Source organism: Methylobacterium gossipiicola (assembly GCF_900113485.1).
In the GTDB taxonomy this organism is placed as follows: Bacteria; Pseudomonadota; Alphaproteobacteria; order Rhizobiales; family Beijerinckiaceae; genus Methylobacterium; species Methylobacterium gossipiicola.
The window spans coordinates 162,513-187,435 of record NZ_FOPM01000001.1; the positions used below are offsets into that span (position 1 = coordinate 162,513).

Below are 24,923 nucleotides of genomic sequence, written 5' to 3' on the forward strand. Positions count from 1 at the left end.
GATCAGCGGGACGATTCATCAGGATTCAGAAGCATTCCAGCTGCCTTCAAGGCAGACTCAACGAGAATGTAAAAAAATATAAACCGCAAGGCCCTTTTCGCGAAGTGAAATTTACGAGAAGGTCCGCTCCGAGGAAACGTCGAGGAGATCGTACATGGACGTTCACGAGTATCAGGCCAAGGAGTTGCTCGCGGGCTTCGGCGTGGCGGTTCCCAAGGGCGCGGTGGCCTTCAGCCCCGATCAGGCCGTCTACGCTGCGACCGAACTCGGCGGATCGTTCTGGGCCGTGAAGGCGCAGATCCACGCGGGTGCGCGCGGCAAGGCCGGCGGCATCAAGCTGTGCCGGACCTACAACGAGGTCCGCGACGCGGCGAAGGACCTCCTCGGCAAGCGCCTCGTGACCCTGCAGACCGGCCCCGAGGGCAAGCCGGTGCAGCGCGTCTACATCGAGACCGCCGATCCGTTCGAGCGTGAACTCTACCTCGGCTACGTCCTCGACCGGAAGGCCGAGCGCGTCCGCGTCATCGCCTCCCAGCGCGGCGGCATGGATATCGAAGAGATCGCCGCCAACGAGCCCGAGGCCCTGATTCAGGTGGTCGTCGAGCCGGCGGTGGGCCTGCAGCAGTTCCAGGCGCGCGAGATCGCGTTCCAGCTCGGCCTCAACATTCGCCAGGTCTCGGCCGCCGTGAAGACGATCATGAACGCCTATCGGGCGTTCCGCGATTGCGACGGCACCATGCTGGAGATCAACCCCCTCGTCGTCACCAAGGATGACCGGGTTCTGGCCCTCGACGCCAAGATGTCGTTCGACGACAACGCCATGTTCCGCCGGCGCAACATCGCCGACATGCACGATCCCTCGCAGGGCGACCCGCGCGAGGCCCAGGCCGCCGAGCACAATCTCTCGTATATCGGCCTCGAGGGTGAGATCGGCTGCATCGTCAACGGCGCCGGTCTGGCCATGGCCACCATGGACATGATCAAGCACGCGGGCGGCGAGCCGGCGAACTTCCTCGATGTCGGCGGCGGCGCCTCGCCGGACCGGGTTGCCACGGCGTTCCGCCTCGTCCTGTCGGACCGCAACGTCAAGGCGATCCTCGTCAACATTTTCGCCGGTATCAACCGCTGCGACTGGGTCGCGCAGGGCGTGATCCAGGCGGCGCGCGAGGTGAAGATCGACGTGCCGCTCATCGTCCGCCTCGCCGGCACGAACGTCGAAGCCGGCCAAAAGATCCTCGCCGAGAGTGGTCTCGACCTCATCACCGCCGACAGCCTGTCCGACGCCGCCGCCAAGGCCGTCCAGGCCTGTGCGGCCGCCAAGAACGCCAACTGAGACCGGGGAGGAACCGCGATGAGCATTCTGATCGACGAGAAGACCCCGATCATCGTCCAGGGCATCACGGGCGACAAGGGCACGTTCCACGCGCGTGAGATGATGGAGTACGGCTCCAACGTCGTCGGCGGCGTCACCCCCGGCAAGGGCGGCAAGACCCATCTCGGCGTGCCGGTTTACAACACCGTCAAGGAGGCCGTTGAGGCCACGGGCGCCACCACCTCCATCACCTTCGTGGCCCCGCCCTTTGCCGCCGATGCCATCATGGAAGGCGCCGATGCGGGCCTCGCCCTCATCTGCTCCATCACGGACGGCATCCCGGCCCAGGACATGATGCGGGTGAAGCGCTACCTGCGGCGCTACCCCAAGGACAAGCGCACCATGGTGGTGGGCCCGAACTGCGCCGGCATCATCTCGCCCGGCAAGTCCATGCTCGGCATCATGCCCGGCCACATCTACCTCAAGGGCAATGTCGGCGTGATCTCGCGCTCCGGCACCCTCGGGTACGAGGCCGCCGCGCAGATGAAGGAGCAGGGTATCGGCATCACCACCTCGGTGGGCATCGGTGGCGACCCCATCAACGGCTCGTCCTTCCTCGACCATCTCGCTTTGTTCGAGCAGGATCCCGAGACCAAGGCCGTGCTCATGATCGGTGAGATCGGCGGCCCGCAGGAGGCCGAAGCCTCCGCCTGGATCAAGGAGAACATGACGAAGCCGGTCATCGGCTTCGTGGCCGGTCTCACCGCGCCGAAGGGCCGCCGCATGGGTCACGCCGGCGCCATCATCTCGGCCACGGGCGATTCCGCCGCCGAGAAGGCCGAGATCATGCGCTCCTACGGCCTCACCGTCGCTCCGAGCCCGGGCGAGTTCGGCTCGACGGTGGCGAGCGTGATGCGCAAGCTCGCGGCGTAACCTCCGCGGATCCTGCCGCCGGACGCGCACCGGTTCCCCCTCCCTGGGGGCACCGGTGCGTCCCGCGAGATCCCGGGTCGGCACGGCCATGGCTGCCGAAGGAGCGGCAATCGCGCGTAGGCCGTGTGGTCCCGAACCGACACTTGATCGTCCCCGCAGTGAGTTTCATGCTGCCGGGGCGGTTACCCTTCCATCGCCCGCCTCCGTCGCGGTCGATCGGCAAAAATATCCTTTCGAGGTGGCCTTGCCCATGACGGATACCCTGCACGCCCCGGTCGGTGCCATCGACCACACCTTCGCGCCGCCGGTCATCACCGGCACGTCGTCGAAGGAAGCCCTCGACATCCTGTTCCATGCCCTCCTCGAAGTGGCGCGCCGGCACGAGCCCGAACTCGAGGACGTGCTGCACGGGCGCGCCAACATCTCGGAATTCTCGCCCGAACTCCTGGCCCGCGCCCTTCAGGTGCAGGGCATCTGGTTCCAGCTCCTGTCCATCGCCGAACAGAACGCCGCCATGCGCCGGCGCCGGCAGGTGGAGCGCACCAAGGGCCGTGAGGCGCTCTCCGGCAGTTTCCACGCCGTCCTGGCCGAGGCCGCGAAGAACGGCATCAAGGCGGCGGAGATCCACGCGCTCCTGAAGGACCTGCGCATTCGCCCGACCATCACGGCGCACCCCACCGAGGGCAAGCGCGTCACCGTGCTGGAGAAGTTCCGCCGCATCTACCTCGTGCTGCGCGAGCTGGAGCTGCCGCGCTGGACCGAGCGCGAGCGCAACGGCCTCATGAACGAGCTGCGCGACCAGATCGAACTCGTCTGGATGACGGGCGAGCTGCATCTCGAGAAGGCCACCGTCGAGCGCGAGGTCGCCTGGGGCCTGCACTTCTTCGACGAGACCCTGTTCGAGATGCTGCCCGAGGTGCTCTACTCCCTGGAGGAAAGCCTCTCGCAGTATTACCCGGACGAGAAGTTCGAGGTGCCGGCCTTCTTCCAGTTCGGCTCGTGGATCGGCGGCGACCGCGACGGCAATCCCTACGTCACCGCTTCCGTCACCCGCACGACCCTGCAGCGCAACGCCCTGGCGTCCCTGCGCCGCTACCGCGACGGCGTCACGGCCCTCGGCCGCACCCTGTCGCTGACCGAGCGGTCCCTGCCGGTGCCGGCCTCGTTCAAGGCCGAACTCGCCCAGATGCTGGCCGAGAGCGGCGACGGCCGCGCCATCGCGAGCCGCAACCCCGGCGAGGCCTACCGCCAGTTCCTCACCTGCATCCTGCGCAAGCTCGAAGCCACGATCCAGCGCAACCAGGGCCAGCGCTCCACGGGGCCGGATTATCCGAGCGCCGACACCCTCATCAACGACCTGCGCGTTCTCGAGCAGGGGTTGATCGACGCGAAATGCCCGTCGCTCGCCACCGACCTCGTCCGGCCGGTGCGACGCATGGTCGAGATCTTTCGGTTCTCCACCGTCCGCCTCGATCTGCGCGAGAACACCACGCGCACGACGAAGACCCTGCACGCCCTGTGGACCGAGGCCAACGGCCAGAACCGCACCCCGCCGGAGCTCGATTCGCCCGAGTGGAAGAAGTGGCTCCTCGACGAACTCGCCAAGCCCCGCAAGGGCGAGCGCAGCTTCGAGGGCCTGCCCGACGACGCCCGCGAGACCCTGGAGACCTTCGCCCTCGTCGGCGAGATGCGCGAGCAGCTCGACCGCGAGGCCTTCGGCTCGTTCATCCTGTCGATGACCCGTTCTGTGCAGGATATCCTGGGCGCGTATCTGCTCGCCAAGGAAGCCGGCAACTTCCTCGACGCCGCCGGCACCGAGATCTGCTGTCTGCCTATCGTGCCGTTGTTCGAGACCATCGACGACCTGCGCGCTGCCCCCGCGATCATGAAGGAATTGTTCTCGATTCCCGTGGTGCGCCGCTCCACCCGCTGGCAGGGCGGGGTGCAGGAGGTGATGATCGGCTACTCGGATTCGAACAAGGACGGCGGCTTCGTCGCGTCGAACTGGGAATTGTACAAGGCGCAGGACAAGCTCACCGCCCTCGGCAAGGCGGCGGGCGTGCCCATCGCGTTCTTTCACGGCCGTGGCGGCTCCGTCAGCCGCGGCGGCGCGCCGACGGCCCGGGCCATCGCGGCCCAGCCGCCCGGGTCTATCCGGGGGCGCTTCCGCACCACGGAGCAGGGCGAGGTCGTCTCGTTCAAATACGCCAACCGGGGTACGGCGGCGTACCAGATGGAGCTTCTCGCCTCATCGGTCCTCGAACACGCCCTGAAGTCCGAGCGCGAGGCTGCGGGCCTGCCGCGCAACGAGTTCGACGATTGCCTCGAAGCCCTGTCGGGCGCCTCGCGGGCGGCCTATGTCAATCTCATCCAGCATCCGCACCTCGTGACCTATTTCGGGGCGGCCAGTCCGCTGGACGAGATTGCGCTGCTGAACATCGGCTCGCGCCCGGCCCGCCGCTTCGGCGCGCGCTCCCTGTCCGATCTCCGGGCGATCCCGTGGGTGTTCGCGTGGTCGCAGAACCGGCATGTCATCACCGGCTGGTATGGCGTCGGTTCCGGTCTCAAGAGCTTCCTCGACGTGCGCGGCGCGCAGGGCGAGGCGCAGCTGAAGCGCCTGTTCGCCGAATCGAAGCCATTCCGCCTCATCCTCGATGAGGTCGAGAAGACGCTGCTCATGGTCGACCTCGAGATCGCCCGTGACTACGCCAGCCTCGTGCCGGACGCCGCCGCGCGCGATGCCATCTTCCCTCTGATCGAGGCCGAGTACGCCCTCACCCGCGAGATGTGCCTGCGCGTTAGCGGTGGCTCGGAACTCGCCGAGCGCTTCCCCCTGTTCCGCGACCGCCTCAACGGTCGTCTTCCGACCATCAATCAGGTCAGCCGGGAACAGGTGGAGTTGCTCCGCCGCTTCCGCGCGGAGGAGGACGAGGACAAGCGCGAGGCGGTGAAATCCGCCCTGCTTCTGTCGATCAATTGCATCGCCGTCGGCTTCGGCGCGACGGGCTAGAGGGTTTGTCAGGATACCGGGGGACGGCGACGCCCTCCGGACCGCGCGAACGCGCACCGCGCGCCGTAAGGTGACGCGCCACCGGGCGTCCCATCGCCCGTAACCGACGTGAGAAGGAAACACCCATGAGCTTCACCCTCGTCCAGCAGGCGACGCCCCGCCTCCACCGCTCCGAGCTCGCCGTTCCGGGTTCCAACCCGACCTTCATGGAGAAGTCGGCCTCCTCGAACGCCGACGTGATCTTCCTCGACCTCGAGGATGCCGTGGCGCCCGACGACAAGGAGCAGGCCCGCAAGAACATCATCCAGGCCCTGAACGACCTGGATTGGGGCTCCAAGACCATGATGATCCGCATCAACGGTCTCGACACCCACTACATGTACCGCGATGTGGTCGACATCGTCGAAGCCTGTCCGCGCCTCGACATGATCCTCATCCCCAAGGTGGGTGTGGCCGCCGACGTCTACGCCATCGACGTGCTGACCACGCAGATCGAGCAGGCCAAGAAGCGCACCAAGAAGATCGGCTTCGAAGTGCTCATCGAGACGGCCCTCGGCATGGCCAACGTCGAGGCTATCGCCCAGTCCTCGCCGCGCCTCGAGGCCATGTCGTTCGGTGTGGCCGATTACGCCGCCTCCACCCGCGCCCGCTCCACGGTCATCGGTGGCGTCAACGCCGATTACAGCGTGCTCACCGACAAGGACGAGGCCGGCGCCCGCCAGACCCATTGGCAGGACCCGTGGCTGTTCGCCCAGAACCGCATGCTCGTCGCCTGCCGCGCCTACGGCCTGCGTCCCATCGACGGCCCGTTCGGTGATTTCTCCGATCCGGACGGCTACACCTCGGCGGCCCGTCGCTGCGCCGCCCTCGGCTTCGAGGGCAAGTGGGCGATCCACCCGAGCCAGATCGATCTCGCCAACGAGGTGTTCACCCCCTCCGAGGCCGAAGTCACCAAGGCCCGCCGCATCCTCGTCGCCATGGAAGAGGCCGCCAAGGCCGGCCGCGGCGCAGTCTCCCTCGACGGTCGCCTCATCGACATCGCCTCGATCCGCATGGCCGAGGCGCTGATCGAGAAGGCCAACGCCATGAGCGCGAAGTAAATCCTTCTCTGAAAGAGCATCGGAGAGACGGTCGTCCCGAACGGGATGGCCGTTCTCGCGTTGAGCTCATTGCATCGTCTCCTCCGTTCCGGATCGACGGGAACAGGGCGCAGCGTCTTCCTGTCGAGGAAGGGACGGGCGAGGCGGCCCAGATCTACGGAGAGACCCCATGCACGTGACCATCGAAGACGCCCACAAGGCCATCGAAGCGGCCCGCGCCAAGGCCGTCGAACTGAAGACGCAGATGTGCATCGCCGTCGTCGATTCCGGCGGCAACCTGAAGGCCTTCTACCGGATGGATGGCGCCTGGGTCGGCTCCATCGACATCTCCCAGAAGAAGGCCAAGACTTCGGTGTTCTTCGGCATGACCACGGGGCAGATCGGTGCCCTGTCGCAGCCCGGCGGGCCGCTCTACGGCATCGAGCACTCGAACGATGGCCTCATCACCTTCCCGGGCGGTATCCCCATCGTGGACAAGGACGGTGAGATGTCCGGCGCCATCGGCGTCAGCGGCTCGACGGTGGAAGACGACCACGCCGTGGCCCTCGCGGGCGCCAGCGCCATCGGCGCGACGGAACTGCCGGCCCATCCCTGGCGGACCTGAACGGGTCTGCTTAGACCCAACGGAAAAGGCCCTGCTCGCGAGAGCAGGGCCTTTTTTCTGGACACGATGTCATACGGGGCGGCCCGAAGGCCGCCCCGCCCAAAGCCTCAGAGGCTGCCGAACTTGTAGTTGAAGCCGGCCTTGACGATGCTGCCCTCGGTGGTGAAGCGCGAGGTGTACGAGCCGGTGACCGGGGCGAAGCCCGTGGCGTTCACGAGGACGTTGCGGCTGCCGAGGTCGTAGCGCAGGTACTCGGCCTTGAGGGTCAGGCCGGTCGAGCCGAGGAGGCCGCCGATGAAGTTGAAGCGGTTGAGGAAGTTGTCGGTGGGGATCGCCCACTCGATGCCGCCGCCGTAGACGTAGCCGGTGGAGATGTCGTCGTACTTGCCAGCATACGCCAGGGTACCGGCCGGGTTGAGGAAGCCGGCGCGGTAGTTCGTGTTGCCGTAGGCGAAACCGCCGGTGCCGTACACGAGGATGCGGTCGAAGGCGTAGCCGAGGCGGCCCTGAACGGTGCCGAGGTAGTCGAGGCGCTGACGCAGATTGCTCGGATCGGGCGCGGTGTTCACGCCGGGAATGACCGGGCCGAAATAGGCGTAGCTCTTGCTGATGGCGGTCCAGGTCAGGTCGGTGTTGAGGCCGACGACGACACCCGAGCCCGGCGTGAACTGATAGTTGTAGCCGAAGCCGCCGCCGACATTGCCGAAGCCGTCCTGCTCGGAGCGGAAGTTCGACGGGCGGCGCTCCTGGGCGACGTTCAGGCGGGTGTTGGTCAGGCCCGTCGAGGCGTCGTTGTTGCCGATGGTGCGGATGTTCTGGCTGTCGCTGAAGGCGTAGGAGGTGTGCGTGCCGATGTAGAAGCCGGTCCAGGTGAACACGGGGACGGCGGCATAGACCGGCGCCGGCGCGACGCGACGGGGCAGATCGGCAGCGGAGGCGCTGGACACGGCAACGATGGTTGCGGCGCCGGCCAGGAGAAGCTTGGCGAACATGGGTGAGGTCTCGACGGAGAATGGCAGGACGTCTGCCCTGAACCTAACGCTCGGGTCCGGACCCCGCCTATGCCCGCCGAGCAACACCGGGCGAGAATGTGGCGTCACGACAAGGTTCTACGCCGACAACGGCCGGTTAAGCTCGGGCCGTTATGAGCGGATCGAACGCCAGAGCCTCGTTCCGGATCGGGAATTCGGAGCGCGGCTCGCCCTTTTCATTTTCGCATCGCCCCCGCCGAAAGCCACTTCGGCGGGACGATGCTCTCGACGTGACAGGAGCGACGATGACACGGGACAAACTCGCCGCCGAACTGAAGCGCATCGTGGCCGAGCAGGTCAGTGATATCGAGCGTGCGGTGAAGGACGGCCACAAGACCATCGCGTTGAACGAGATCGCCGCCCTCAATCGCCACCTCAAGGCCATGGCGGCGGCGGTGAAGGGCAAGCCGGCCCTGCGGGCGTGAGACTCTTCAGCCGCGCAGGCGCGTGACCAAATCCTCGATGTCGCCCTTGGCCGCGTCGAGGGCCTCCGGGTCCTTGCCTCGCACCACGATGCGATTGGCGAATCCGGACTGGGTCATCGACGGATAGGAACCGATGGACACGGTGGGATGGGCTATCGCCAGGGCCGCGAGATCGCCCGCATAAGTGCCCTCCGGCAGGTTGCCGGCCTCAATGGTATGGGAGAGGACGCGGAGACCGGTCTCCAGGGTCGGACCGATGTTGTCGAGCATGGCCTGCATGATCGCCGGCACGCCGGCCATGACGAAGACGTTGCCGAGGCGGAAGCCGGGCGCCTTCGAGATCGGGTTTGCGATGAGGTCGGCTCCGGCCGGAATGCGGGCCATGCGCAGCCGGGCCTCGTTCAGATCCTCCGGTTTGTGCCGCTCCAGCAGCATCGCCTTGGCGCGGGGATCGACGTCGATGGAGACGCCGAACGCCGCCGCCACGCTGTCGGCGGTGATGTCGTCATGGGTCGGGCCGATGCCGCCGGTGGTGAAGAGATAGGTGTAGTCTGTTCGTAGGGCGTTCACCGCCGCGACGATGCGGTCCTGCTCATCGGGAACGATGCGGACTTCGCGCAGGTCGATCCCCACCGCCGTGCAGTAATCCGCGATGGTGCCGATGTTCTTGTCCTTGGTCCGCCCCGACAGGATCTCGTCGCCGATGACGAGGATGGCGGCGGTGATGGAGGGCTGGTCGGTCATGGCGGTCCGAGAGGGCGGGGACGTGATCCGCACGAGGTAGGGCGGGGCGGTCCTCGCCGCCATCGGCAAGGGCCGACCGCCAACCACGAAAAAGGGGATGCCGGCGCCCGGCATCCCCCTCGAAACCGAAGCCCAACCGAGCCGGCCTACTTCTGAAAATAGCTCGTGAGGGTCGAGATCCGCGAGCCAACGAGGTGAACCGCCCGGCGCAGGCGGTCCTCCGAGACGCCGAGGCTGGCGGCGAAGGTCGAGCGGGCGTGCGTGTCGTAGATGTCGAGGTGGGTCTTGCGGGCGGTCTGAGCGGAGGTCTGCTCGGCGAGCATGGTCAAACCCTGGAGTTGAGGAAGGCCGGCTCCGTTTGCTTCGGAGATCGCAAATTGAACGTGGGCCGAACGGGTTTGTTTCCGGTCCGCGCTCGTCTGCGACGGTTTTTTCACTGGGCGCCCCGTCAGACCAGCACGCCCGACTGCGCCGGGCCGGCGGCGAGGGAGGCATCCGCCGTGGCCGTCACCGCTTCGGGCTCCGGCGGGGGGAGGGCGGCGGCCCGCGCCTCCAGGGTTCCGACCGTGCGGAACGCGAGGAGGATGCCGGCGAGCCCGAAGATCACCGAGCCGAGGCCGACCCCGGCGATGACCCCATTCGGCCCGTAGTAATGTGCCCCGAGGAGGGCCGGCGGCACGGTGCCGAGGGTGGCCCGGCCCCAGTTCAGCAGGGTCGAGTAGAACGGGAAGCCGAGGTTGTTGAACGAGGCATTCGACAGGAACAGCAGCCCGGTGAAGAACCACACCCCGCCGCTGACGAGACAGAAGAACCCGAACAGGTCGGCGGCCGGACCCCGTAGTTCGAACAGGTGCGTCAGGGGTTCGCGGGCGAAGACGAGGGCGATCCAGACCACGGCGACGTAGGCCGCTGTCACCAGGGCGCCGTCGCGCAGGACGCCGCGCATGCGGTCGAACCGACCCGCGCCCCAGTTCTGGCCGAGGATCGGCCCGATGGAGCCCGACATGGCGAACAACCCGCCGAAGGCCACGGGCGTCAGGCGGTCGATGACGACGTTGCCCGCGATGGTGACGGCACCGAACTGCGCCAGGGCATGGGCGATGAAGGCGCTGGCGACGGAGGGGGCGAGGTTGGTGAGCACCGCCGGCAGGGCGATGCGGAACACGATGGGTGCATCGGCGACGATGTCGGCCACGCGCGGCCGGGCGAGCATACCCAAGCGACGCACGCCCCAGAGGCCGACGAGGGCAAAGGTGGCCCTGGCGAAGCAGGTGGTGATGGCCGCCCCCTCCACCCCGAGCCCTGCCCCGAAGATGAGCAGCGGATCGAGCCCGGCGGTGACAATGGCGCCGGCAAGGGTCACCAGCATCGCCTGCCGTGCGGCCCCGGCGGCGCGCAGGAGCCCCGAGAACATCATGCCGGGCCCCATGAGCAGGTTCGACGGCAGGGTGATCCAGAGGAAGCGCGTCGCCACCGGAAGGGTCTGGGCGTCGGCCCCGATGGCCTTCAGGAACACGGGCAGGAACGGCAGCATCGCCAGCACGAGCACGGCCGAGACGATGAGGCCATGAATCGTGCCCGAGGTGGCAAGCCGCCGGGCCTCTGCCTGATCGCCCGCCCCGATGGCGCGCGAGACCAGGGCTCCGGCCGCGATCATCAGGCCGATATTGATGGCGATGGCGAAGAACTGCACGATGGTGGCGAAGCCCACCGCCGCCGTGAGGGTCGGGTCGCCGAGCTTCGACACGTAGAGCAGCGACAGCAGGTCGACGACGAACAAAGCCATGAGGCCGACGGAGCCCGTGGCGCTCATCACCACGACGTGGCGCAGGATCGAGCCGCTGACGAAGCGGGCCGCCCCCGATTGGGTTTCAGGCATCGGCGGGCAGGTCCCGGGCTTCGAGGGTGTGGGTGGCGGCCTCGCGGGCCTTGCTGCCGATGATGTCGCGGGTCTCGGCGTTGAGGGCGCGCGAGGGGCGGCGCGGTTCCGTGAGGGGTTCGGGCTTGATCTGCGAGACCCCGCGCATCCAGTTCGCCGCATCCGGGAGGGCACCGGCCTGCTGCAGAACGAGGCGGGCGATATCGCGCTTGCGCACATCCTCAGCCACCGCCGCCGCCGCTTCGGGGGCGACGCCGAGACCTTCCAGGGTGGCCCGGCCGAAGCCGAGGGCGGAGTCCACAGTCTCGCGCAGCTGGAAGTCCACGTCGCGGTTCATGAGTTCCACGGCGTGCATGCGGTCGTAGGCCCGCACGTAGGTTCGAACACTCGCGAATTCCTCGTGCACGATATCGACGATCTTGAGGGCCGCTTCCGGATCGTCGACGCAGATGCACAGGAGTTCGGCCCGGCCGATGCCGGCGGCGCGCAGGACGTCGAGGCGGGTGCCGTCTCCGTAGAAGATGCGGAAGCCGAAGCGCGAGGCGGAGCGGATCTGCTCGACATCCTTGTCGATGACCGTGACGCCGATGCCCTCGGCGAGCAGCACCTGGGTCAGGATCTGGCCGAAGCGTCCGAACCCGACGACGAGGACGCGGGCCTCGGTGGATTCCACCGGGTCGAGGGCGAGGTCGGGCTCGGCCCGGCGGCGCGCCAGGGCGCTGTCGAGGGCTTTCGCCGCCACGGGGCCGACCAGCATGGTGAGCGCCGCCAGCGCGATGGCGAACCGTCCGCTCGGTCCGTCGACGAGGCCGAGTTCGCCGCCCATGGGCAGGAGCACGAAGGCGAACTCGCCCGCCGGTGCCAGGATGGCGCCGCCCCGCACGGCATCGAGCCAGGGCGAGCCGAACAGGCGGAACAGGGCGGCGACGAGCCCGACCTTGATGAGGATCGCCCCGGCGGTGGCGCCGAGCAGCCACGGCCATTCGGATTTCACGAGGCCGCCATCGATGGACATGCCGACGCTCATGAAGAACAGGCCCAGCAACATGCCGCGAAACGGCTCGATATCGGCCTCCAACTGGTGGCGGAAGTTCGATTCGGCGAGCAGGACGCCGGCCAGGAACGCTCCCATGGCCATGGACAGGCCGACATGCTCCATGAGCATCGCGGTGCCGAGCACCACCAGGAGGGCCGCCGCCGTCATCACTTCGCGGGCGCCGCTGGCGGCGAGCAGGCCGAAGAACGGGTTGAGGCCATAGCGCCCCACCAGCACCACGGCGAGGATCGCCGCCCCCACGGTCCCGGTCGATCGCAGGGCGGACAGCATCCAGTCCTCGCCGCCGCTGCCGCCCGTGGAGGCGAAGAGCGGCATCAGGGCGAGGATCGCCACGACGGAGATGTCCTGGAACAGCAGCACGGCGAAGGCGCGTCCGCCATACGGGGTGCCGAGGTCGCCGCGCTCCTCCAGCAACTGTAGGGCGACGGCGGTGGCCGAGAGGGCGAGGGCGATGCCGATGACGAAGGCGGCCGAAGGTGTGAGGCCGAACAGGAAACCGATTCCGGCGAGCATCGCGGTGCAGACGAGGAGCTGCGCCGTGCCGAGGCCGAAGATGTCGCGCCGCATGGAAACGAGGCGGGACACCTGCAATTCGAGGCCGACGATGAACAGCAGCAGCACCACGCCGAGTTCGGCCACACTCGCCGCCGTCTCGGGTTCGGCGATGAGGGAAAACCCGAACGGCCCGATGACGACGCCCGCCACAAGGTAGCCGAGCACGGCACTCTGGCCGATGAGCCGGAAAATCGGGACGCCGATCACCGCCGCCGACAGGAAGGTCAGCACCGGCGGCAGGAAGCTGACGTGGGTCGCGGGGCTCGCCATGCGAATCCTGGGCGGGAGGGGACCGGTCCCGATCACGGCGATCGCCGAAGGGATCGTGGCGATCACGGACAGGGAGCCCAGGTGCCGCCGATCCTGCCTGCGGGACCCGGGTTTGGGCGGATGCGTCGTGAGGGCTCTTTATAATCCCCTTGGGCCGGATCACCATTGTGGGATCGACGTCGCCGACGGTTCCCCTGCGCCCCGGGTGCCAATCGGCACGTCCAGGGCCGATCCTCGATCCCGTCAGGCCCGCCGCGCGGCCTTTCGCTCGGCCCGGCGCGCCAGGAGCAGGTTCGTGGCGTCGCCGTCGCGAGGGAGGGCGGCGGCATCGTACACGTCCTGGCGCACGAGGCCGATATCCTTGAGTTCGCGCTCGGACATGGCCCCGAGCTGACGCAGGACGCGGGCGTTGAGGGCCGCGCGCGACAGGCCGTCCGCCATGGCGGCGAGGAGCGCCACGGCATGGCCCCGCGCCCGATCGATGAGGGTGAGGCGAGTCGGCAAGGCCGCCCGTGCAGTCTGGATCGTCGCGCCGGTCATGGTGTGTCTCCCTGTTCGATGGCGCGACCATCGGCCGGAAGGGCTGGCCCCGACAGGGACAGTGCCGTACGGTTTGGCAAAATTGTCCGGACGGAAGGACCGTACAGATGCCGGGACAAAACCAATGACCGCTCATAGCCACGCCGCCCCGACCCTGGTCGAGACGGCGACACGGGCCATCGCCGAGCGCATCGCGAGCCGTCAACTCGGGCCTGGTGCCCGTCTGCCCTCCGTGCGGAGCTTCGCCGAGGTCATGGGCGTGTCGAAATCGACGGTGGTGGAGGCCTATGACCGCCTCGCCGCCGAGGGGGCCATCGTGGCCCGCAGGGGCTCGGGTTTCTACGTCGCCGGCAAGACCCGGCCGCTCTGTCTCAAGGCGGTCGGGCCGGAACTCGACCGGGCCGTCGATCCCCTCTGGATCACCCGCCAATCGATGCAGGCCGGGCCGGATCTGCTGAAGCCCGGTTCGGGCTGGCTGCCGTCGTCATGGATGCCCGACGAGGCCATCCGCCGGGGGCTGCGCCAACTCGCCCGTGATGAGACGCGCAGCCTCGTCTGCTACGACCAGCCCCTGGGGTTCGCGCCCCTGCGGGCGCAGATCGCGAGGCGCATGGAGGAGAAGGGAATCGCGGCGGATGCCGATCAGATCCTCCTCGTCGATTCGGCGACGCAGGCCGTCGATCTCCTCTGTCGGTTTCTGCTGACGCCCGGCGACACCGTGGTGGTCGACGATCCCTGCTACTTCAATTACCACGCCCTCCTACGCGCCCATCGGGTCAGCGTGGTCGGCGTACCCTTCACGCCCACGGGGCCAGATCTCGCCGCCCTCGAGGCGGCCTTCGCGGCACATCGTCCCCGGTTCTACCTCGGCAATTCGGCCCTGCAGAACCCCACGGGCGGCACCCTGACGCCCGCGACGGTCCACCGGGTACTGCGCCTCGCCGAAGCGCACGACACTCTCATCATCGAGGACGACATCTTCGGCGACCTCGAACCCGAGCCGTCGCCGCGTCTCGCCGGCTTCGATGGGTTGCAGCGGGTGATCCAGGTCGGCAGCTTTTCCAAGACGCTTTCGGCCTCCGTGCGCTGCGGCTTCCTCGCCGCGCGGCCGGACTGGATCGAACCCCTCGTCGATCTCAAGCTGGCCCTCAGCCTCGGCAACGGCCATTTCGCCGCCACCCTCATGCACCGTCTCATCACCGACGGGACCTATCGCCGGCACCTCGCGGAGATCCGGGACAAGCTCGCTCGGGACCGGGGGCTCGCGGCCCGTCGCCTGCAGGCGAGCGGCCTCGCCCTCTGGACCGAGCCGCGCGGCGGCCTGTTCCTGTGGGCGCGCCTCCCCGAGGGACTCGATTCCGGCGATGTCGCCCGGCGGGCCCTGGCGGAAGGGGTGGTTCTGGCGCCCGGTGCCGCCTTCAGCACCTCGGGGGGCGGCACGCGCTTCCTGCGCTTCAACGTCGCCCATTGCGCCGATCCGCGCATCTTCACGGTGCTGGAACGCGCGATGGATGGGCGTGCATGACACGAACGAAGAGTTTGATGGGGCGCCCCGTGCCTCACGGGCGGTTTTGCGTTATGAACGGTTGACAGGGGCGACCCAGCCTCGCCACATCCCGGTTATCATGAGCGACGCCCTCTCGACGACCCAGACCGCCCCCGTGACCGGCGACAAGCCGCCCCTGGAGATCCTGCTCTGCGCCCCGCGCGGCTTCTGCGCCGGCGTGGTGCGGGCCATCGACGTGGTCGAGCGCGCGCTCGCCATCTACGGCCCCCCGGTCTACGTCCGCCACGAGATCGTCCACAACAAATACGTGGTCGAGAGCCTGAAGCGCAAAGGCGCGGTGTTCGTGCGTGAACTCGACGAGGTGCCGGACGGCTCCGCCCCGGTGATCTTCTCGGCCCACGGCGTCGCCAAGACCGTGCCAAGCAACGCCGATTCCCGCGGCCTCACCACCATCGACGCCACCTGCCCCCTGGTGACCAAGGTTCACCGTGAGGCCGAGATCCATCACAAGCGCGGCCGCCACGTGCTCCTCGTCGGCCATTCCGGCCACCCGGAAGTCGTTGGCACCATGGGCCAGTTGCCCAAGGGCTCCATCACCCTGGTGGAGGATCTGGAGCAGATCGCCGCCCTCGAGCCCGAGAATCGTGACAACCTCGCCTGGGTGACGCAGACCACCCTTTCGGTGGACGACACCCACCACATCGTCGAGGCCCTGAAGAAGAAGTTCCCGACCATCACGGGGCCGCACAAGGACGACATCTGCTACGCCACCACCAACCGCCAGGAAGCGGTGAAGCAGGTCGCCCCCCTGGTCGACGCCGTGATCGTCGTCGGCTCCTCGAACTCCTCGAACTCGCAGCGCCTGCGCGAGGTCGCTGAGCGCGTCGGCTGCCCCATCACCCGCCTCGTGCTCAGGGCGGAGGAGATCGACTGGGACGCGTTCAAGGACGTGCGCCGCCTCGGCCTCACGGCCGGTGCCTCGGCCCCGGAAGTGCTCGTGGAAGAGATCATCGACGCCTTTGCGGCCCGCTACACCGTGACGGTGGACACGGTCTCGACGGTGGTCGAGGACATGTCCTTCCCGCTGCCGCGCGAGCTGCGCAGCGAAGCCGCCGAATAAGCGGCCCGACCCCGACTCGACCCACAGGGGCGCCGTTCGGCGCCCTTGTGCATTTTGATCCCCGAACGTTCGAGCGAACCGCCCGTGGCCGTCTACACCGAGGTCTCCGACGAGGCCCTGACCGCTTTCCTGGCCGCCTACGACATCGGCACGCTGCTCTCCTACAAGGGCATCGCCGAGGGGGTCGAGAACACCAACTTCTTTCTGCACACCACGGCCGGCACCTATATCCTCACCCTGTACGAGAAGCGGGTGCGGGCGGACGACCTGCCGTTCTTCCTCAACCTCATGGAACACCTCGCCACGCGCGGCCTCGCCTGCCCGCAGCCCATCCGCAATCGGGCCGGCGTGGCGCTGGGCGAACTCTGCGGCCGTCCGGCGGTGATCGTGAGCTTCCTCGAGGGTGTCTCGGTCAAGCGGCCGACGCCCGACCAGTGCCGTGCCCTCGGGGGCGCCCTCGCCGGGCTCCACGCCGCCGGCAGCGATTTCGGCATGCGGCGCGACAACAACCTGTCGGTCGAAGCCTGGGGACCGCTGTTCCGGGGCGCCGAGGCACAGGCCGACGGAGTGTCGCCGGGGCTGGCCGCGCGGGTGTGCGGCGATCTCGCCGTCGTCGAGGCCGGCTGGCCGCGTGGGCTGCCCTCGGGGGTGATCCACGCCGATCTCTTCACCGACAACGTATTCTTCATCGGCGACGACCTCTCGGGCCTCATCGACTTCTACTTCGCCTGCACCGACGCCTTCGCGTACGACCTCGCCATCTGCCTCAACGCTTGGTGCTTCGACGCGGACGGTACTTTCCACCGCGACCGGGGCGCGGCGCTCATCGCCGGCTACGAGGCCGTGCGGCCGCTGGGAGCCGACGAGGTCGCCGCCCTGCCGATCCTCTGCCGGGGCGCGGCCCTGCGCTTCCTCCTCACCCGCCTCGTCGACTGGCTCAACGTGCCGCCCGGCGCCCTGGTACAGCCGAAGGACCCGCTGGAATACGACCGTCGCCTGACGTTCCATCGCGGGGTGACGGGAGCAGGGGATTACGGCTGGGTGGAGTAATCCATCCCGCTGTCATTCCGGGGGGGGGACTCGGAATCCAGAGCCGCGAACGAAAGCCGGCTTTCCGAGGTCGAGGGCTCTGGATCGCGGGTGCCGGATTTCGCTATGCGGCCCCAGGATGACAATCTTGATTCATGTCAAAATAGAAAAAGCCCGGCGCTGGGCGCCGGGCCTTTTCAATCAAGTCTATTCGACGTCTCAGAGCACTTTCAGCAGCGCATCCACCCCGGAAATTTCCGTCTTGGCGGGCGAATCCTCAATGTTGAGGATGCGGACCACGCCGTCTTCCACCAGCGCGGCGTAGCGCTTCGAACGCGGGCCGAGGCCGAAGCCGGTGCCGTCCATTTCGAGACCGATCGCCTTGGCGAATTCGGCGTTGCCATCGGCGAGGAACTCGAGGCCCTCGGCGCCGCTCGCCTTCTGCCAAGCGTCGAGGACGAACACATCGTTGACGGAGGTGATGGCAATGGCGTCGACACCGCGCGCCTTGATCTCGGCCTGCTTCTCGACGAAGCCCGGCAGGTGATTGCGATGGCAGCTCGGGGTGAAGGCGCCCGGCACGCCGACGAGGACGACGCGGCGCCCCTTGAAGATGTCGTCGGTGGTGCGGGCCTCGGGGCCGTCCTTGCCGCTGACGCGGAAGGTCACCTGGGGCAGATGGTCGCCAACCTGAATGGTCATGGGTGCTCTCCTGAGGGCGCGGCGCCCGTTTTCGCCATCGGTCTATCCCGCGCCTCCGGGGCTGTCGAGGCGACGACCGGGGCCGTGCACATGGCGGTTGGTGCATCGTTGTGTCGAACCGCTCGGTTCGTCGTCCTGCCCCGGCGTTTGGTTCTTGGACCCGTCGCCCGAGGAGCGTAGCATGGGCCCATGCAGACCCCATCCTCCCCGAAGGCCGAGCCGGCCTATCTCGACGGTCAGTTCCTCGTCGCCATGCCGGGCCTGACGGATGCGCGGTTCGCGCGCTCTGTCATCTATCTCTGCGCCCATTCGGCCGATGGGGCCATGGGTATCATCCTCAACAAGGCGGTGGGCAATCTCAGCATGCCGGACCTGCTGATTCAGCTCGATGTCGCCAAGGAGGCGGACGCCATCCGATTGCGCGAGCGGGTCGGTCATATGCCCGTGCTCATGGGCGGCCCCGTCGACGCCAAGCGGGGCTTCGTCCTGCACACGGACGATTTCCACATCGATCAGTCGACTCTGATCATCGACGACGGCATCTGCCTCACCGCCACGGTGGATATCCTGCGCGCCATTGCCAATGGCGACGGCCCGGCCAGCGCCGTGCTGGCCTTGGGGTATGCCGGCTGGCAACCGGGCCAGCTCGAGAACGAGATCCTGGCCAATGGCTGGCTCACCTGCCCGGCGGATCCGGACCTCATCTTCAACACGGCCCTCGACGCCAAATACGAGCGCACCCTGCGGGGCATCGGCGTCGATCCGGCCATGCTGTCGGTGACCGCCGGCCACGCTTGAGGCCGGGTTCGTCGGGCTCGGCCCGACACCCGGCCAAGGGATGATCCCTTTGGAAACCCTTACTCCGGAAAACCCGGCGCGCCGCCCGCGTCGGGATTCATGCCCTCGACGGCCGGGGCTTGTGGCTTGCGGCGGGGGCGGGGCGCCGCCGAGGCCGTGGGGGCGGCGGTGGCGGTGTTGACGCCGAGGCGTGTCGCCAGCGCCAGGGCACGGCCTTCCGTGAAGCGCAGGTTGCAGAAGCCATGGGCACCCTCGCGCGCATAGGTCCGGCAGGTCTGCTCGCGGTCGGACGAGAACGCCGCCTGCTCGGTGACGATGGGGCGGACATCCTGCCCCTTCGCCCGCTGGGTCATGAGCTTGTAGTTTTCGCGTACCGCCCGGTCGGCCGTGCCGCGCGCCGTGTCGAACTCGGCCGAACGCGGGATCAGGGTGGCGGCGGCCGGTCCCCACAAACCCGTCGGCGCGGCGGCACAGTCCAAGGCCGCCACGGTGCAGACGGGGGAGCCGGAGAGGGAGGTCACGAACACCCCGCCCTCCACCACCTCGAACCGCAGGGGGCAGGCGGCGCCGGCCCCGTCGAAACGGGCGAGGCCATCGGGGCGGCCTTCGGCCGTCAGGGTGGCGGGCGCGCCGTCGTTCCACGGCACCGTGCAACTCTCGGCCGGGGACGACACCTTCGTGCCCGGAAGGGTCAGGCGGGCCGTGACGGTGCCGCCGGTCTTCTCCAGCTTCAGGTTTCCGTCGAGGCCGTTGCGCAGCAATTCCTGCCCCATGACGTTGTCCTCGGACGGTGCCTTGAGGACCACGGGCTGCTTCGGCGGCGGGGGCGCGCGGGGCGCCTCGACGGCGGGGGGCGCCTCGCCCGGCGGCGGGGCGACGGGGGCGCCCGGCACCGGGCCACCGGGAACACCACGGGGCGGCACCGGCGGCTTGGCGGCCCGCCCGATCCCGAACAACTCCTCGAAGAAGTTCTGCGCATGGGCCGCGTCCGGTATCGCGAACAACAGGGGTGCAAGGAGAAGGGCGCGGTTCAACGGAGGCATCGGGACTTTCCGGCCGGAGGAGCTTGAGGCGAAATCGGCCTGGCTTCAAACTACCATGCGGGCCATGGCTTGAACGTGGCATCGGTACAACAAGAGATGGGTCGCGCGCACCGGAAAAGTCATGGTCGCGGCGCCGATCCCTCAATCAGGAGAATGGGATAACGCGGATGCGGCCGATCCGTTCGGTTCGCCGTTCTCATCGCCTTGCGGCCCCGCATCACCCTTCTTATATGCGGCGGGACGCGGGATTATGACCCGAGCCTGAGCGTTCTTCGACGCCCGGTCCGGTCCCGACCCCGCTCGCCAATCTTCAGTTTCTCACAGCCAAGTCTCCACTGCCATGGGCCGAGCTGCTTCGGGGCTCGGCGGTCTGCTTGACCAGCACAACAAAGGGATCCCACCATGGGTAAAGTTATCGGTATCGACCTCGGCACCACCAATTCCTGCGTCGCCGTCATGGAAGGCTCGCAGCCCAAGGTCATCGAGAACGCGGAAGGTGCCCGCACCACGCCGTCCATCGTCGCCTTCACGGACGAGGGCGAGCGCCTCGTCGGCCAGCCGGCCAAGCGCCAGGCGGTCACGAACCCCGAGCGCACCTTCTTTGCCATCAAGCGTCTCGTCGGCCGCACCTACGACGACCCCATGACCCAGAAGGACAAGGGCCTGGTGCCCTATTCCATCGTGCGCGGCGACAACGGCGACGCCTGGGTCGAGGCCGACGGCAAGAAGTATTCGCCGTCGCAGATCTCGGCCTTCACCCTTCAGAAGATGAAGGAGACCGCGGAGGCCCATCTCGGTCAGCCGGTGACGCAGGCCGTCATCACGGTGCCTGCCTACTTCAACGACGCCCAGCGTCAGGCCACCAAGGATGCCGGCAGGATCGCCGGCCTCGAAGTGCTGCGCATCATCAATGAGCCCACTGCCGCGGCCCTCGCGTACGGCCTCGACAAGAAGAAGTCCGGCACCATCGCGGTCTATGATCTCGGCGGCGGCACCTTCGACGTGTCGATCCTCGAAATCGGCGACGGCGTGTTCGAGGTGAAGTCGACCAACGGCGATACTTTCCTGGGTGGCGAGGATTTCGACAACCGCGTGGTCGAGTACCTGTCGGCGGAGTTCAAGCGTGAGCAGGGCATCGACCTGACGAAGGACAAGCTCGCGCTGCAGCGCCTGAAGGAGGCTGCCGAGAAGGCCAAGATCGAACTGTCCTCGGCGACCCAGACCGAGATCAACCTGCCCTACATCACGGCCGATGCCTCCGGCCCGAAGCACCTCGCGCTCAAGCTCAGCCGGGCCAAGTTCGAGAGCCTAGTGGACGATCTCGTCCAGCGCACCATCGAGCCCTGCCGCAAGGCGCTCAAGGATGCCGGCGTCTCGGCCTCCGAGATCGACGAGGTCGTGCTCGTCGGCGGCATGATCCGCATGCCGAAGATCCAGGAAGTCGTGAAGTCGTTCTTCGGCAAGGAGCCTCACAAGGGCGTCAACCCGGACGAGGTCGTCGCCATCGGCGCGGCGGTGCAGGCCGGCGTGCTCCAGGGCGACGTGAAGGACGTGCTGCTCCTCGACGTGACCCCGCTGTCGCTGGGCATCGAGACCCTGGGCGGCGTGTTTACCCGTCTCATCGACCGCAACACCACGATCCCGACAAAGAAGTCTCAGACCTTCTCGACGGCCGAGGACAACCAGAACGCCGTCACCATCCGGGTCTTCCAGGGTGAGCGCGAGATGGCGGCCGACAACAAGCTGCTCGGCCAGTTCGACCTCATGGGCATTCCGCCGGCCCCGCGCGGCATGCCGCAGATCGAGGTGACCTTCGACATCGACGCCAACGGCATCGTCAACGTGACCGCCAAGGACAAGGCGACGAACAAGGAGCATCAGATCCGCATTCAGGCCTCGGGCGGCCTCTCGGACGCGGATATCGAGAAGATGGTCAAGGACGCCGAGGCCAATGCCGAGGCGGACAAGAAGCGCCGTGAACTCGTCGAGGTGAAGAACCAGGGCGAGAGCCTCGTGCACGCCACCGAAAAGTCGGTGAAGGAGTACGGCGACAAGGTCTCGGCCGACGACAAGGCGGCCATCGAGACGGCGATCACCTCGCTCCGCACGGCCCTCGACGGCGACGACGTCGAGACCATCAAGGCGCGCACCACTGACGTGATGCAGGCTTCGATGAAACTCGGCGAGGCCATGTACGCCGCCAATCAGGCGGGCGAGGCCGGTGCCGAGGCGCCGACCGGCGATGCCAAGAAGGACGACGTCATCGATGCCGACTTCCAGGAAGTCGATGACAAGGACCAGAAGAAGCGGGCATAACGCCTCGCAATCGACGCGGGGCCGGAGCGATCCGGCCCCGCGCCATGTCTGGTGACGATGACGATGCGGACCGGCGCATCGGGGGACGGTAGGAACGGGTATGTCGAAGCGGGATTATTACGAGATTCTGAGCGTCTCCAAGACCGCGACCGACAGTGAGCTGAAGGTCGCTTTCCGCAAGCTCGCCATGACTTATCATCCGGACCGCAATCCCGGGAATGCGGAAGCCGAGATCAAGTTCAAGGAAATCAACGAGGCGTATCAATGCCTCTCCGACGGCCAGAAGCGCGCGGCCTACGATCGCTTCGGGCATGCCGCCTTCCAGCAGGGCGGCGGTGGTCCGGGATTCGGCAACGAGTTCGGCGACTTCATGTCGGATATCTTCGACAATTTCTTCGGCGACGGACGGGCGGCGGGCGGTGGCCGCGCGGCGGGGGGCGGTGCGCGCGGCGGCTCGACCCGCGAGCGTGGGGCGGATCTCCGCTACAACCTCGAAATCACCCTGGAGGAGGCCTTCGCCGGCAAGGCGGAGACCATCAAGATGGCGACCGCCGTCACCTGCGAGACCTGCTCCGGAACGGGCGCCAAGGCCGGCTCGAAGCCGCGCCCGTGCCAGACCTGCGGCGGCTACGGCCGGGTGCGGGCGGCGCAGGGGTTCTTCGCCATCGAGCGCACCTGCCCGACCTGCCACGGGCGCGGAGAGGTCATCGACGATCCGTGCGGCGCCTGCTCGGGCAGCGGCCGCGTCACCCGCGAACGCACCCTGTCCATCAACGTGCCGGCGGGTGTCGATGACGGCCTGCGCATTCGCCTCGCCGGCGAGGGTGAGACCGGCCTGCGCGGCGGTCCGGCCGGCGACCTCTACGTCTTCCTCTCCATCAAGCCACACGAATTCTTCCAGCGCGACGGCGCCGACCTGTTCTGCCGGGTGCCGATCAACATGGTGACGGCGGCCCTCTCGGGTGAGATCACCGTGCCGGTCATCGACGGATCCCAGACCCAGGTTCGAATCCCCGCCGGGACCCAGACGGCGAAGCAATTCCGTATCAAGGGCAAGGGCATGCCGGTGCTGCGCTCGCGCGATGTCGGCGACCTCTACATCCAGGTGTTCGTCGAGACGCCGCAGAATCTCACCAAGCGGCAGCGCGAATTGCTACAGGAGTTCGGCCAGTCGGCTTCCGACGACAATCATCCGGAAAGCGCCGGGTTCTTCTCGAAGGTCCGTGATTTCTTCGACGGCTTCGGCGGCGGTGCCGCACGCCAGTGACCGTGCGGCTGGATCGAACCGCGTCGTCGCCGGTTGTGCCTGTGGCTGGACCGCATCGTTCGGCCGAACCGGCGGGCGGACCAACGCCGGACTCCGGATGTCGGCTTGACTGTCCGGAGCCTTCGGCGTCTAGCCTTTCCTTCCCAACCCGTGATCTGAGGGCCTAGGGTCTTGCCGCCGCTCCGCCGTCCCAGAACCAAGCTCCTCTCCACGTCCCTGGACGCTGCGCCCGCCGTCAAGCGCCCCCGCCGCGATTCCCTTGAAGACGAAGCCCGCTTCCTGCGCTCGTGGTTCGAGCGGCCCCTGGTCACCGGTTCGGTAACGCCGTCGGGCAAGATGCTCGCCCGCACCATGGCGTCCTACGTCGATCCGCGCACACCCGGTCCGGTGATCGAACTCGGACCCGGCACCGGCCCGGTGACGGAAGCCCTGGTTCGCCGGGGCATCGAGCAGGAGCGCTTGATCCTGATCGAGTACAGCCCGGATTTCTGTCGCCTGCTGCGGACGCGGTTCCCCCGCGCCACCATCGTGCAGGGTGACGCCTACGACATCACCGCTACGGTCGGCGCCCTGATCGGTGAAAAAGCCGCCGCCACGGTGTCGAGCCTGCCGCTGTTCACGAAGCCCCTCGAACAGCGCCTCGGTCTCCTCAACGCCGCCCATGCGCTGATGCAGCCGGGCGCGCCCTTCGTGCAGTTCACTTACGCGGTGGTGCCACCGATCCCCGAACGCTGCGACGCCGGCACCTACACGGCGAGCCGCTCCAACCGCGTTTGGCTCAACCTGCCCCCCGCCCGCGTCTGGGCCTACCGCCGACCCTGAAAACGCTTCGACGGGCATAGTCTTCGGGAGACGGTCCAGATGCCCCTCTCGCCCTGCACCCTGGGAGACATTGAGTTCGGCGGCTTGGCGAGCCTATCGCAAGCGTAAGCCAGCTCGCAGAGTGCGTCGCTTTTGACCACCCGCACCCCCCTCAAGTCCCTGTTTCGAGAAAGCGCCTGATCCAGCCGCCGAGGCGCGGCCCATCGCCCGGACGTGTGAGCGAGGCGAGAGCGGTTTCGTGAATTGCCGGCACGTGCGGCACCTCCGGGCGATGCCCGGCGATCAGGGCGGTGGCGTAGTCGGCCGTGAATTCCGGATGGACCTGGAACGAGAGCGCCCGCCTTTCGTCGTAGGCGAGGACGCCATGGGGCGTGAAGGCGTTGCCGGCGAGCGTCCGGGCGCCGGGCGGTTTTTCGAGCACCTGATCCTGATGGATCGCCGGGACGGCGATGTCCGTGGCATCGTCCATCCATGGCGCGCGTTCGTGGACGGCATAGGTGTGCAGGCCGAGGCCCCAGCCCTTCTCCGATTTCGCCACTCGTCCGCCGAAGGCCGCCGCCATGACCTGATGGCCGAAGCAGATGCCGACGAGGGGCGTCGTTGCGGGGACGGACCGCAGGAATGCCACGAGGGCGGCGATCCACGGCAGGGGCTCGTAGACCCCGGCGGGTGAGCCGGTGACGAGATACGCATCCTCGACCGATGCGTCGGCCGGCAGCACGCCATCGAGCACGGGGTAGTGGGTGTAGGCGTGGCCGGGGCCGACGAGGTCGGCGACCATCCGCCCGTAGGTGGGGTAGTTCGCTGCCAGGCGCTCGGGTGGGTTGCCGGTCTCGAGAATGCCGATCTTCATGGCCCG

Annotated in this window: 22 protein-coding genes; 13 read left to right on the forward strand and 9 right to left on the reverse strand. The window is 67.7% G+C overall.

Annotated features, from left to right (window positions below; translation table 11 throughout):
- The first annotated feature begins 154 nt into the window (after nucleotides 1-154).
- From BM249_RS00730 to BM249_RS00750, 5 genes are all read left to right on the forward strand, one after another.
- Nucleotides 155-1,333 carry a malate--CoA ligase subunit beta gene (locus BM249_RS00730; protein ID WP_091967840.1) on the forward strand — a complete coding sequence of 393 codons (1,179 nt, stop codon included), beginning with the start codon at nucleotides 155-157 and terminating at the stop codon, nucleotides 1,331-1,333.
- An 18-nt stretch (nucleotides 1,334-1,351) separates the two neighbouring features.
- Complete coding sequence (gene sucD, locus BM249_RS00735; protein ID WP_091967843.1) at nucleotides 1,352-2,245, forward strand: succinate--CoA ligase subunit alpha; 894 nt, start codon at nucleotides 1,352-1,354, stop codon at nucleotides 2,243-2,245.
- 250 nt (nucleotides 2,246-2,495) lie between these two features.
- Nucleotides 2,496-5,255: a phosphoenolpyruvate carboxylase gene (locus BM249_RS00740; RefSeq protein WP_091967846.1), complete on the forward strand. Its 2,760-nt coding sequence runs from the start codon at nucleotides 2,496-2,498 to the stop codon at nucleotides 5,253-5,255.
- 125 nt (nucleotides 5,256-5,380) lie between these two features.
- Nucleotides 5,381-6,355 carry an HpcH/HpaI aldolase/citrate lyase family protein gene (locus BM249_RS00745; protein WP_091967849.1) on the forward strand — a complete coding sequence of 325 codons (975 nt, stop codon included), beginning with the start codon at nucleotides 5,381-5,383 and terminating at the stop codon, nucleotides 6,353-6,355.
- A gap of 169 nt (nucleotides 6,356-6,524) precedes the next feature.
- The gene (locus tag BM249_RS00750; protein ID WP_091967851.1) at nucleotides 6,525-6,959 is read left to right on the forward strand and encodes a GlcG/HbpS family heme-binding protein; all 435 of its coding nucleotides are present in this window, start codon (nucleotides 6,525-6,527) and stop codon (nucleotides 6,957-6,959) included.
- 107 nt (nucleotides 6,960-7,066) lie between these two features.
- Here BM249_RS00750 and BM249_RS00755 read toward each other — a convergent pair whose 3' ends face one another.
- Complete coding sequence (locus tag BM249_RS00755; RefSeq protein ID WP_091967855.1) at nucleotides 7,067-7,951, reverse strand: outer membrane protein; 885 nt, start codon at nucleotides 7,949-7,951, stop codon at nucleotides 7,067-7,069.
- A gap of 284 nt (nucleotides 7,952-8,235) precedes the next feature.
- On the opposite strand from BM249_RS00755, the gene BM249_RS00760 reads away from it, so the two are divergent.
- Entirely contained in the window at nucleotides 8,236-8,415 is a 180-nt protein-coding gene (locus BM249_RS00760) for a hypothetical protein (protein WP_091967858.1), read from the forward strand.
- Nucleotides 8,416-8,421: 6 nt separating this feature from the next.
- Here BM249_RS00760 and BM249_RS00765 read toward each other — a convergent pair whose 3' ends face one another.
- The 5 genes from BM249_RS00765 to BM249_RS00780 form a co-directional block, all read right to left on the reverse strand.
- Nucleotides 8,422-9,159 (reverse strand): competence/damage-inducible protein A, encoded by a 738-nt coding sequence (locus BM249_RS00765; RefSeq protein ID WP_091968286.1) that lies wholly within the window; start codon nucleotides 9,157-9,159, stop codon nucleotides 8,422-8,424.
- A 146-nt stretch (nucleotides 9,160-9,305) separates the two neighbouring features.
- Nucleotides 9,306-9,482, reverse strand: a complete 177-nt coding sequence (locus BM249_RS21090; RefSeq protein WP_143103658.1) for a DUF3606 domain-containing protein — start codon at nucleotides 9,480-9,482, stop codon at nucleotides 9,306-9,308.
- A gap of 125 nt (nucleotides 9,483-9,607) precedes the next feature.
- A complete protein-coding gene (locus BM249_RS00770) occupies nucleotides 9,608-11,038 on the reverse strand; it encodes an MATE family efflux transporter (RefSeq protein ID WP_091967862.1) in 1,431 nt (476 codons plus the stop codon).
- Entirely contained in the window at nucleotides 11,031-12,920 is a 1,890-nt protein-coding gene (locus BM249_RS00775) for a monovalent cation:proton antiporter-2 (CPA2) family protein (RefSeq protein WP_091968287.1), read from the reverse strand. The genes BM249_RS00770 and BM249_RS00775 overlap by 8 nt, the downstream gene beginning before the upstream one ends.
- A 243-nt stretch (nucleotides 12,921-13,163) precedes the next feature.
- A complete protein-coding gene (locus tag BM249_RS00780; protein WP_091967865.1) occupies nucleotides 13,164-13,460 on the reverse strand; it encodes a DUF1127 domain-containing protein in 297 nt (98 codons plus the stop codon).
- Nucleotides 13,461-13,584: 124 nt separating this feature from the next.
- Between BM249_RS00780 and BM249_RS00785 the strand changes: the two genes are divergently transcribed.
- From BM249_RS00785 to thrB, 3 genes are all read left to right on the forward strand, one after another.
- Nucleotides 13,585-14,985 (forward strand): aminotransferase-like domain-containing protein, encoded by a 1,401-nt coding sequence (locus BM249_RS00785; protein WP_091967868.1) that lies wholly within the window; start codon nucleotides 13,585-13,587, stop codon nucleotides 14,983-14,985.
- Nucleotides 14,986-15,085: 100 nt separating this feature from the next.
- Nucleotides 15,086-16,087, forward strand: a complete 1,002-nt coding sequence (gene ispH, locus BM249_RS00790; protein ID WP_091967871.1) for a 4-hydroxy-3-methylbut-2-enyl diphosphate reductase — start codon at nucleotides 15,086-15,088, stop codon at nucleotides 16,085-16,087.
- Between the two features lie 84 nt (nucleotides 16,088-16,171).
- Complete coding sequence (gene thrB / locus BM249_RS00795) at nucleotides 16,172-17,137, forward strand: homoserine kinase (RefSeq protein ID WP_091967874.1); 966 nt, start codon at nucleotides 16,172-16,174, stop codon at nucleotides 17,135-17,137.
- Between the two features lie 198 nt (nucleotides 17,138-17,335).
- On the opposite strand, the gene BM249_RS00800 is transcribed toward thrB, so the two are convergent.
- Complete coding sequence (locus BM249_RS00800; protein WP_091967877.1) at nucleotides 17,336-17,818, reverse strand: peroxiredoxin; 483 nt, start codon at nucleotides 17,816-17,818, stop codon at nucleotides 17,336-17,338.
- A gap of 189 nt (nucleotides 17,819-18,007) precedes the next feature.
- On the opposite strand from BM249_RS00800, the gene BM249_RS00805 reads away from it, so the two are divergent.
- Entirely contained in the window at nucleotides 18,008-18,616 is a 609-nt protein-coding gene (locus BM249_RS00805) for a YqgE/AlgH family protein (protein ID WP_091967880.1), read from the forward strand.
- A 59-nt stretch (nucleotides 18,617-18,675) separates the two neighbouring features.
- Here the strand turns inward: BM249_RS00805 and BM249_RS00810 are convergent, their stop codons facing one another.
- Nucleotides 18,676-19,659 carry a hypothetical protein gene (locus BM249_RS00810; RefSeq protein ID WP_091967882.1) on the reverse strand — a complete coding sequence of 328 codons (984 nt, stop codon included), beginning with the start codon at nucleotides 19,657-19,659 and terminating at the stop codon, nucleotides 18,676-18,678.
- Nucleotides 19,660-20,061: 402 nt separating this feature from the next.
- Here BM249_RS00810 and dnaK point away from each other — a divergent pair, with 402 nt between their 5' ends.
- The 3 genes from dnaK (at nucleotide 20,062) to BM249_RS00825 (ending at nucleotide 24,064) form a co-directional block, all read left to right on the forward strand.
- Nucleotides 20,062-21,975, forward strand: coding sequence for a molecular chaperone DnaK (dnaK, locus tag BM249_RS00815; protein ID WP_091967885.1), 1,914 nt, complete (start codon nucleotides 20,062-20,064; stop codon nucleotides 21,973-21,975).
- A gap of 100 nt (nucleotides 21,976-22,075) precedes the next feature.
- The gene (dnaJ, locus tag BM249_RS00820; RefSeq protein ID WP_091967888.1) at nucleotides 22,076-23,242 is read left to right on the forward strand and encodes a molecular chaperone DnaJ; all 1,167 of its coding nucleotides are present in this window, start codon (nucleotides 22,076-22,078) and stop codon (nucleotides 23,240-23,242) included.
- A 171-nt stretch (nucleotides 23,243-23,413) separates the two neighbouring features.
- Nucleotides 23,414-24,064, forward strand: a complete 651-nt coding sequence (locus BM249_RS00825; protein ID WP_425284768.1) for a class I SAM-dependent methyltransferase — start codon at nucleotides 23,414-23,416, stop codon at nucleotides 24,062-24,064.
- Nucleotides 24,065-24,215: 151 nt separating this feature from the next.
- Here the strand turns inward: BM249_RS00825 and BM249_RS00830 are convergent, their stop codons facing one another.
- A complete protein-coding gene (locus BM249_RS00830) occupies nucleotides 24,216-24,917 on the reverse strand; it encodes a glutamine amidotransferase-related protein (RefSeq protein ID WP_091967891.1) in 702 nt (233 codons plus the stop codon).
- Nucleotides 24,918-24,923: the final 6 nt, after the last annotated feature.

Excerpts from the sequence above, each read along its gene's own strand:
- BM249_RS21090 (WP_143103658.1), bottom strand. The coding sequence starts at position 9,482 with ATGCTCGCCGAGCAGACCTCCGCTCAGACCGCCCGCAAGACCCACCTC.
- BM249_RS00730 (WP_091967840.1), top strand. The coding sequence starts at position 155 with ATGGACGTTCACGAGTATCAGGCCAAGGAGTTGCTCGCGGGCTTCGGC.
- dnaJ (WP_091967888.1), top strand. The coding sequence starts at position 22,076 with ATGTCGAAGCGGGATTATTACGAGATTCTGAGCGTCTCCAAGACCGCG.
- BM249_RS00800 (WP_091967877.1), bottom strand. The coding sequence starts at position 17,818 with ATGACCATTCAGGTTGGCGACCATCTGCCCCAGGTGACCTTCCGCGTC.
- BM249_RS00750 (WP_091967851.1), top strand. The coding sequence starts at position 6,525 with ATGCACGTGACCATCGAAGACGCCCACAAGGCCATCGAAGCGGCCCGC.
- BM249_RS00780 (WP_091967865.1), bottom strand. The coding sequence starts at position 13,460 with ATGACCGGCGCGACGATCCAGACTGCACGGGCGGCCTTGCCGACTCGC.
- BM249_RS00785 (WP_091967868.1), top strand. The coding sequence starts at position 13,585 with ATGACCGCTCATAGCCACGCCGCCCCGACCCTGGTCGAGACGGCGACA.
- BM249_RS00755 (WP_091967855.1), bottom strand. The coding sequence starts at position 7,951 with ATGTTCGCCAAGCTTCTCCTGGCCGGCGCCGCAACCATCGTTGCCGTG.
- BM249_RS00810 (WP_091967882.1), bottom strand. The coding sequence starts at position 19,659 with ATGCCTCCGTTGAACCGCGCCCTTCTCCTTGCACCCCTGTTGTTCGCG.
- BM249_RS00830 (WP_091967891.1), bottom strand. The coding sequence starts at position 24,917 with ATGAAGATCGGCATTCTCGAGACCGGCAACCCACCCGAGCGCCTGGCA.
- BM249_RS00740 (WP_091967846.1), top strand. The coding sequence starts at position 2,496 with ATGACGGATACCCTGCACGCCCCGGTCGGTGCCATCGACCACACCTTC.
- BM249_RS00770 (WP_091967862.1), bottom strand. The coding sequence starts at position 11,038 with ATGCCTGAAACCCAATCGGGGGCGGCCCGCTTCGTCAGCGGCTCGATC.
- BM249_RS00805 (WP_091967880.1), top strand. The coding sequence starts at position 18,008 with ATGCAGACCCCATCCTCCCCGAAGGCCGAGCCGGCCTATCTCGACGGT.
- sucD (WP_091967843.1), top strand. The coding sequence starts at position 1,352 with ATGAGCATTCTGATCGACGAGAAGACCCCGATCATCGTCCAGGGCATC.
- dnaK (WP_091967885.1), top strand. The coding sequence starts at position 20,062 with ATGGGTAAAGTTATCGGTATCGACCTCGGCACCACCAATTCCTGCGTC.
- BM249_RS00745 (WP_091967849.1), top strand. The coding sequence starts at position 5,381 with ATGAGCTTCACCCTCGTCCAGCAGGCGACGCCCCGCCTCCACCGCTCC.
- ispH (WP_091967871.1), top strand. The coding sequence starts at position 15,086 with ATGAGCGACGCCCTCTCGACGACCCAGACCGCCCCCGTGACCGGCGAC.
- BM249_RS00775 (WP_091968287.1), bottom strand. The coding sequence starts at position 12,920 with ATGGCGAGCCCCGCGACCCACGTCAGCTTCCTGCCGCCGGTGCTGACC.
- BM249_RS00765 (WP_091968286.1), bottom strand. The coding sequence starts at position 9,159 with ATGACCGACCAGCCCTCCATCACCGCCGCCATCCTCGTCATCGGCGAC.
- BM249_RS00760 (WP_091967858.1), top strand. The coding sequence starts at position 8,236 with ATGACACGGGACAAACTCGCCGCCGAACTGAAGCGCATCGTGGCCGAG.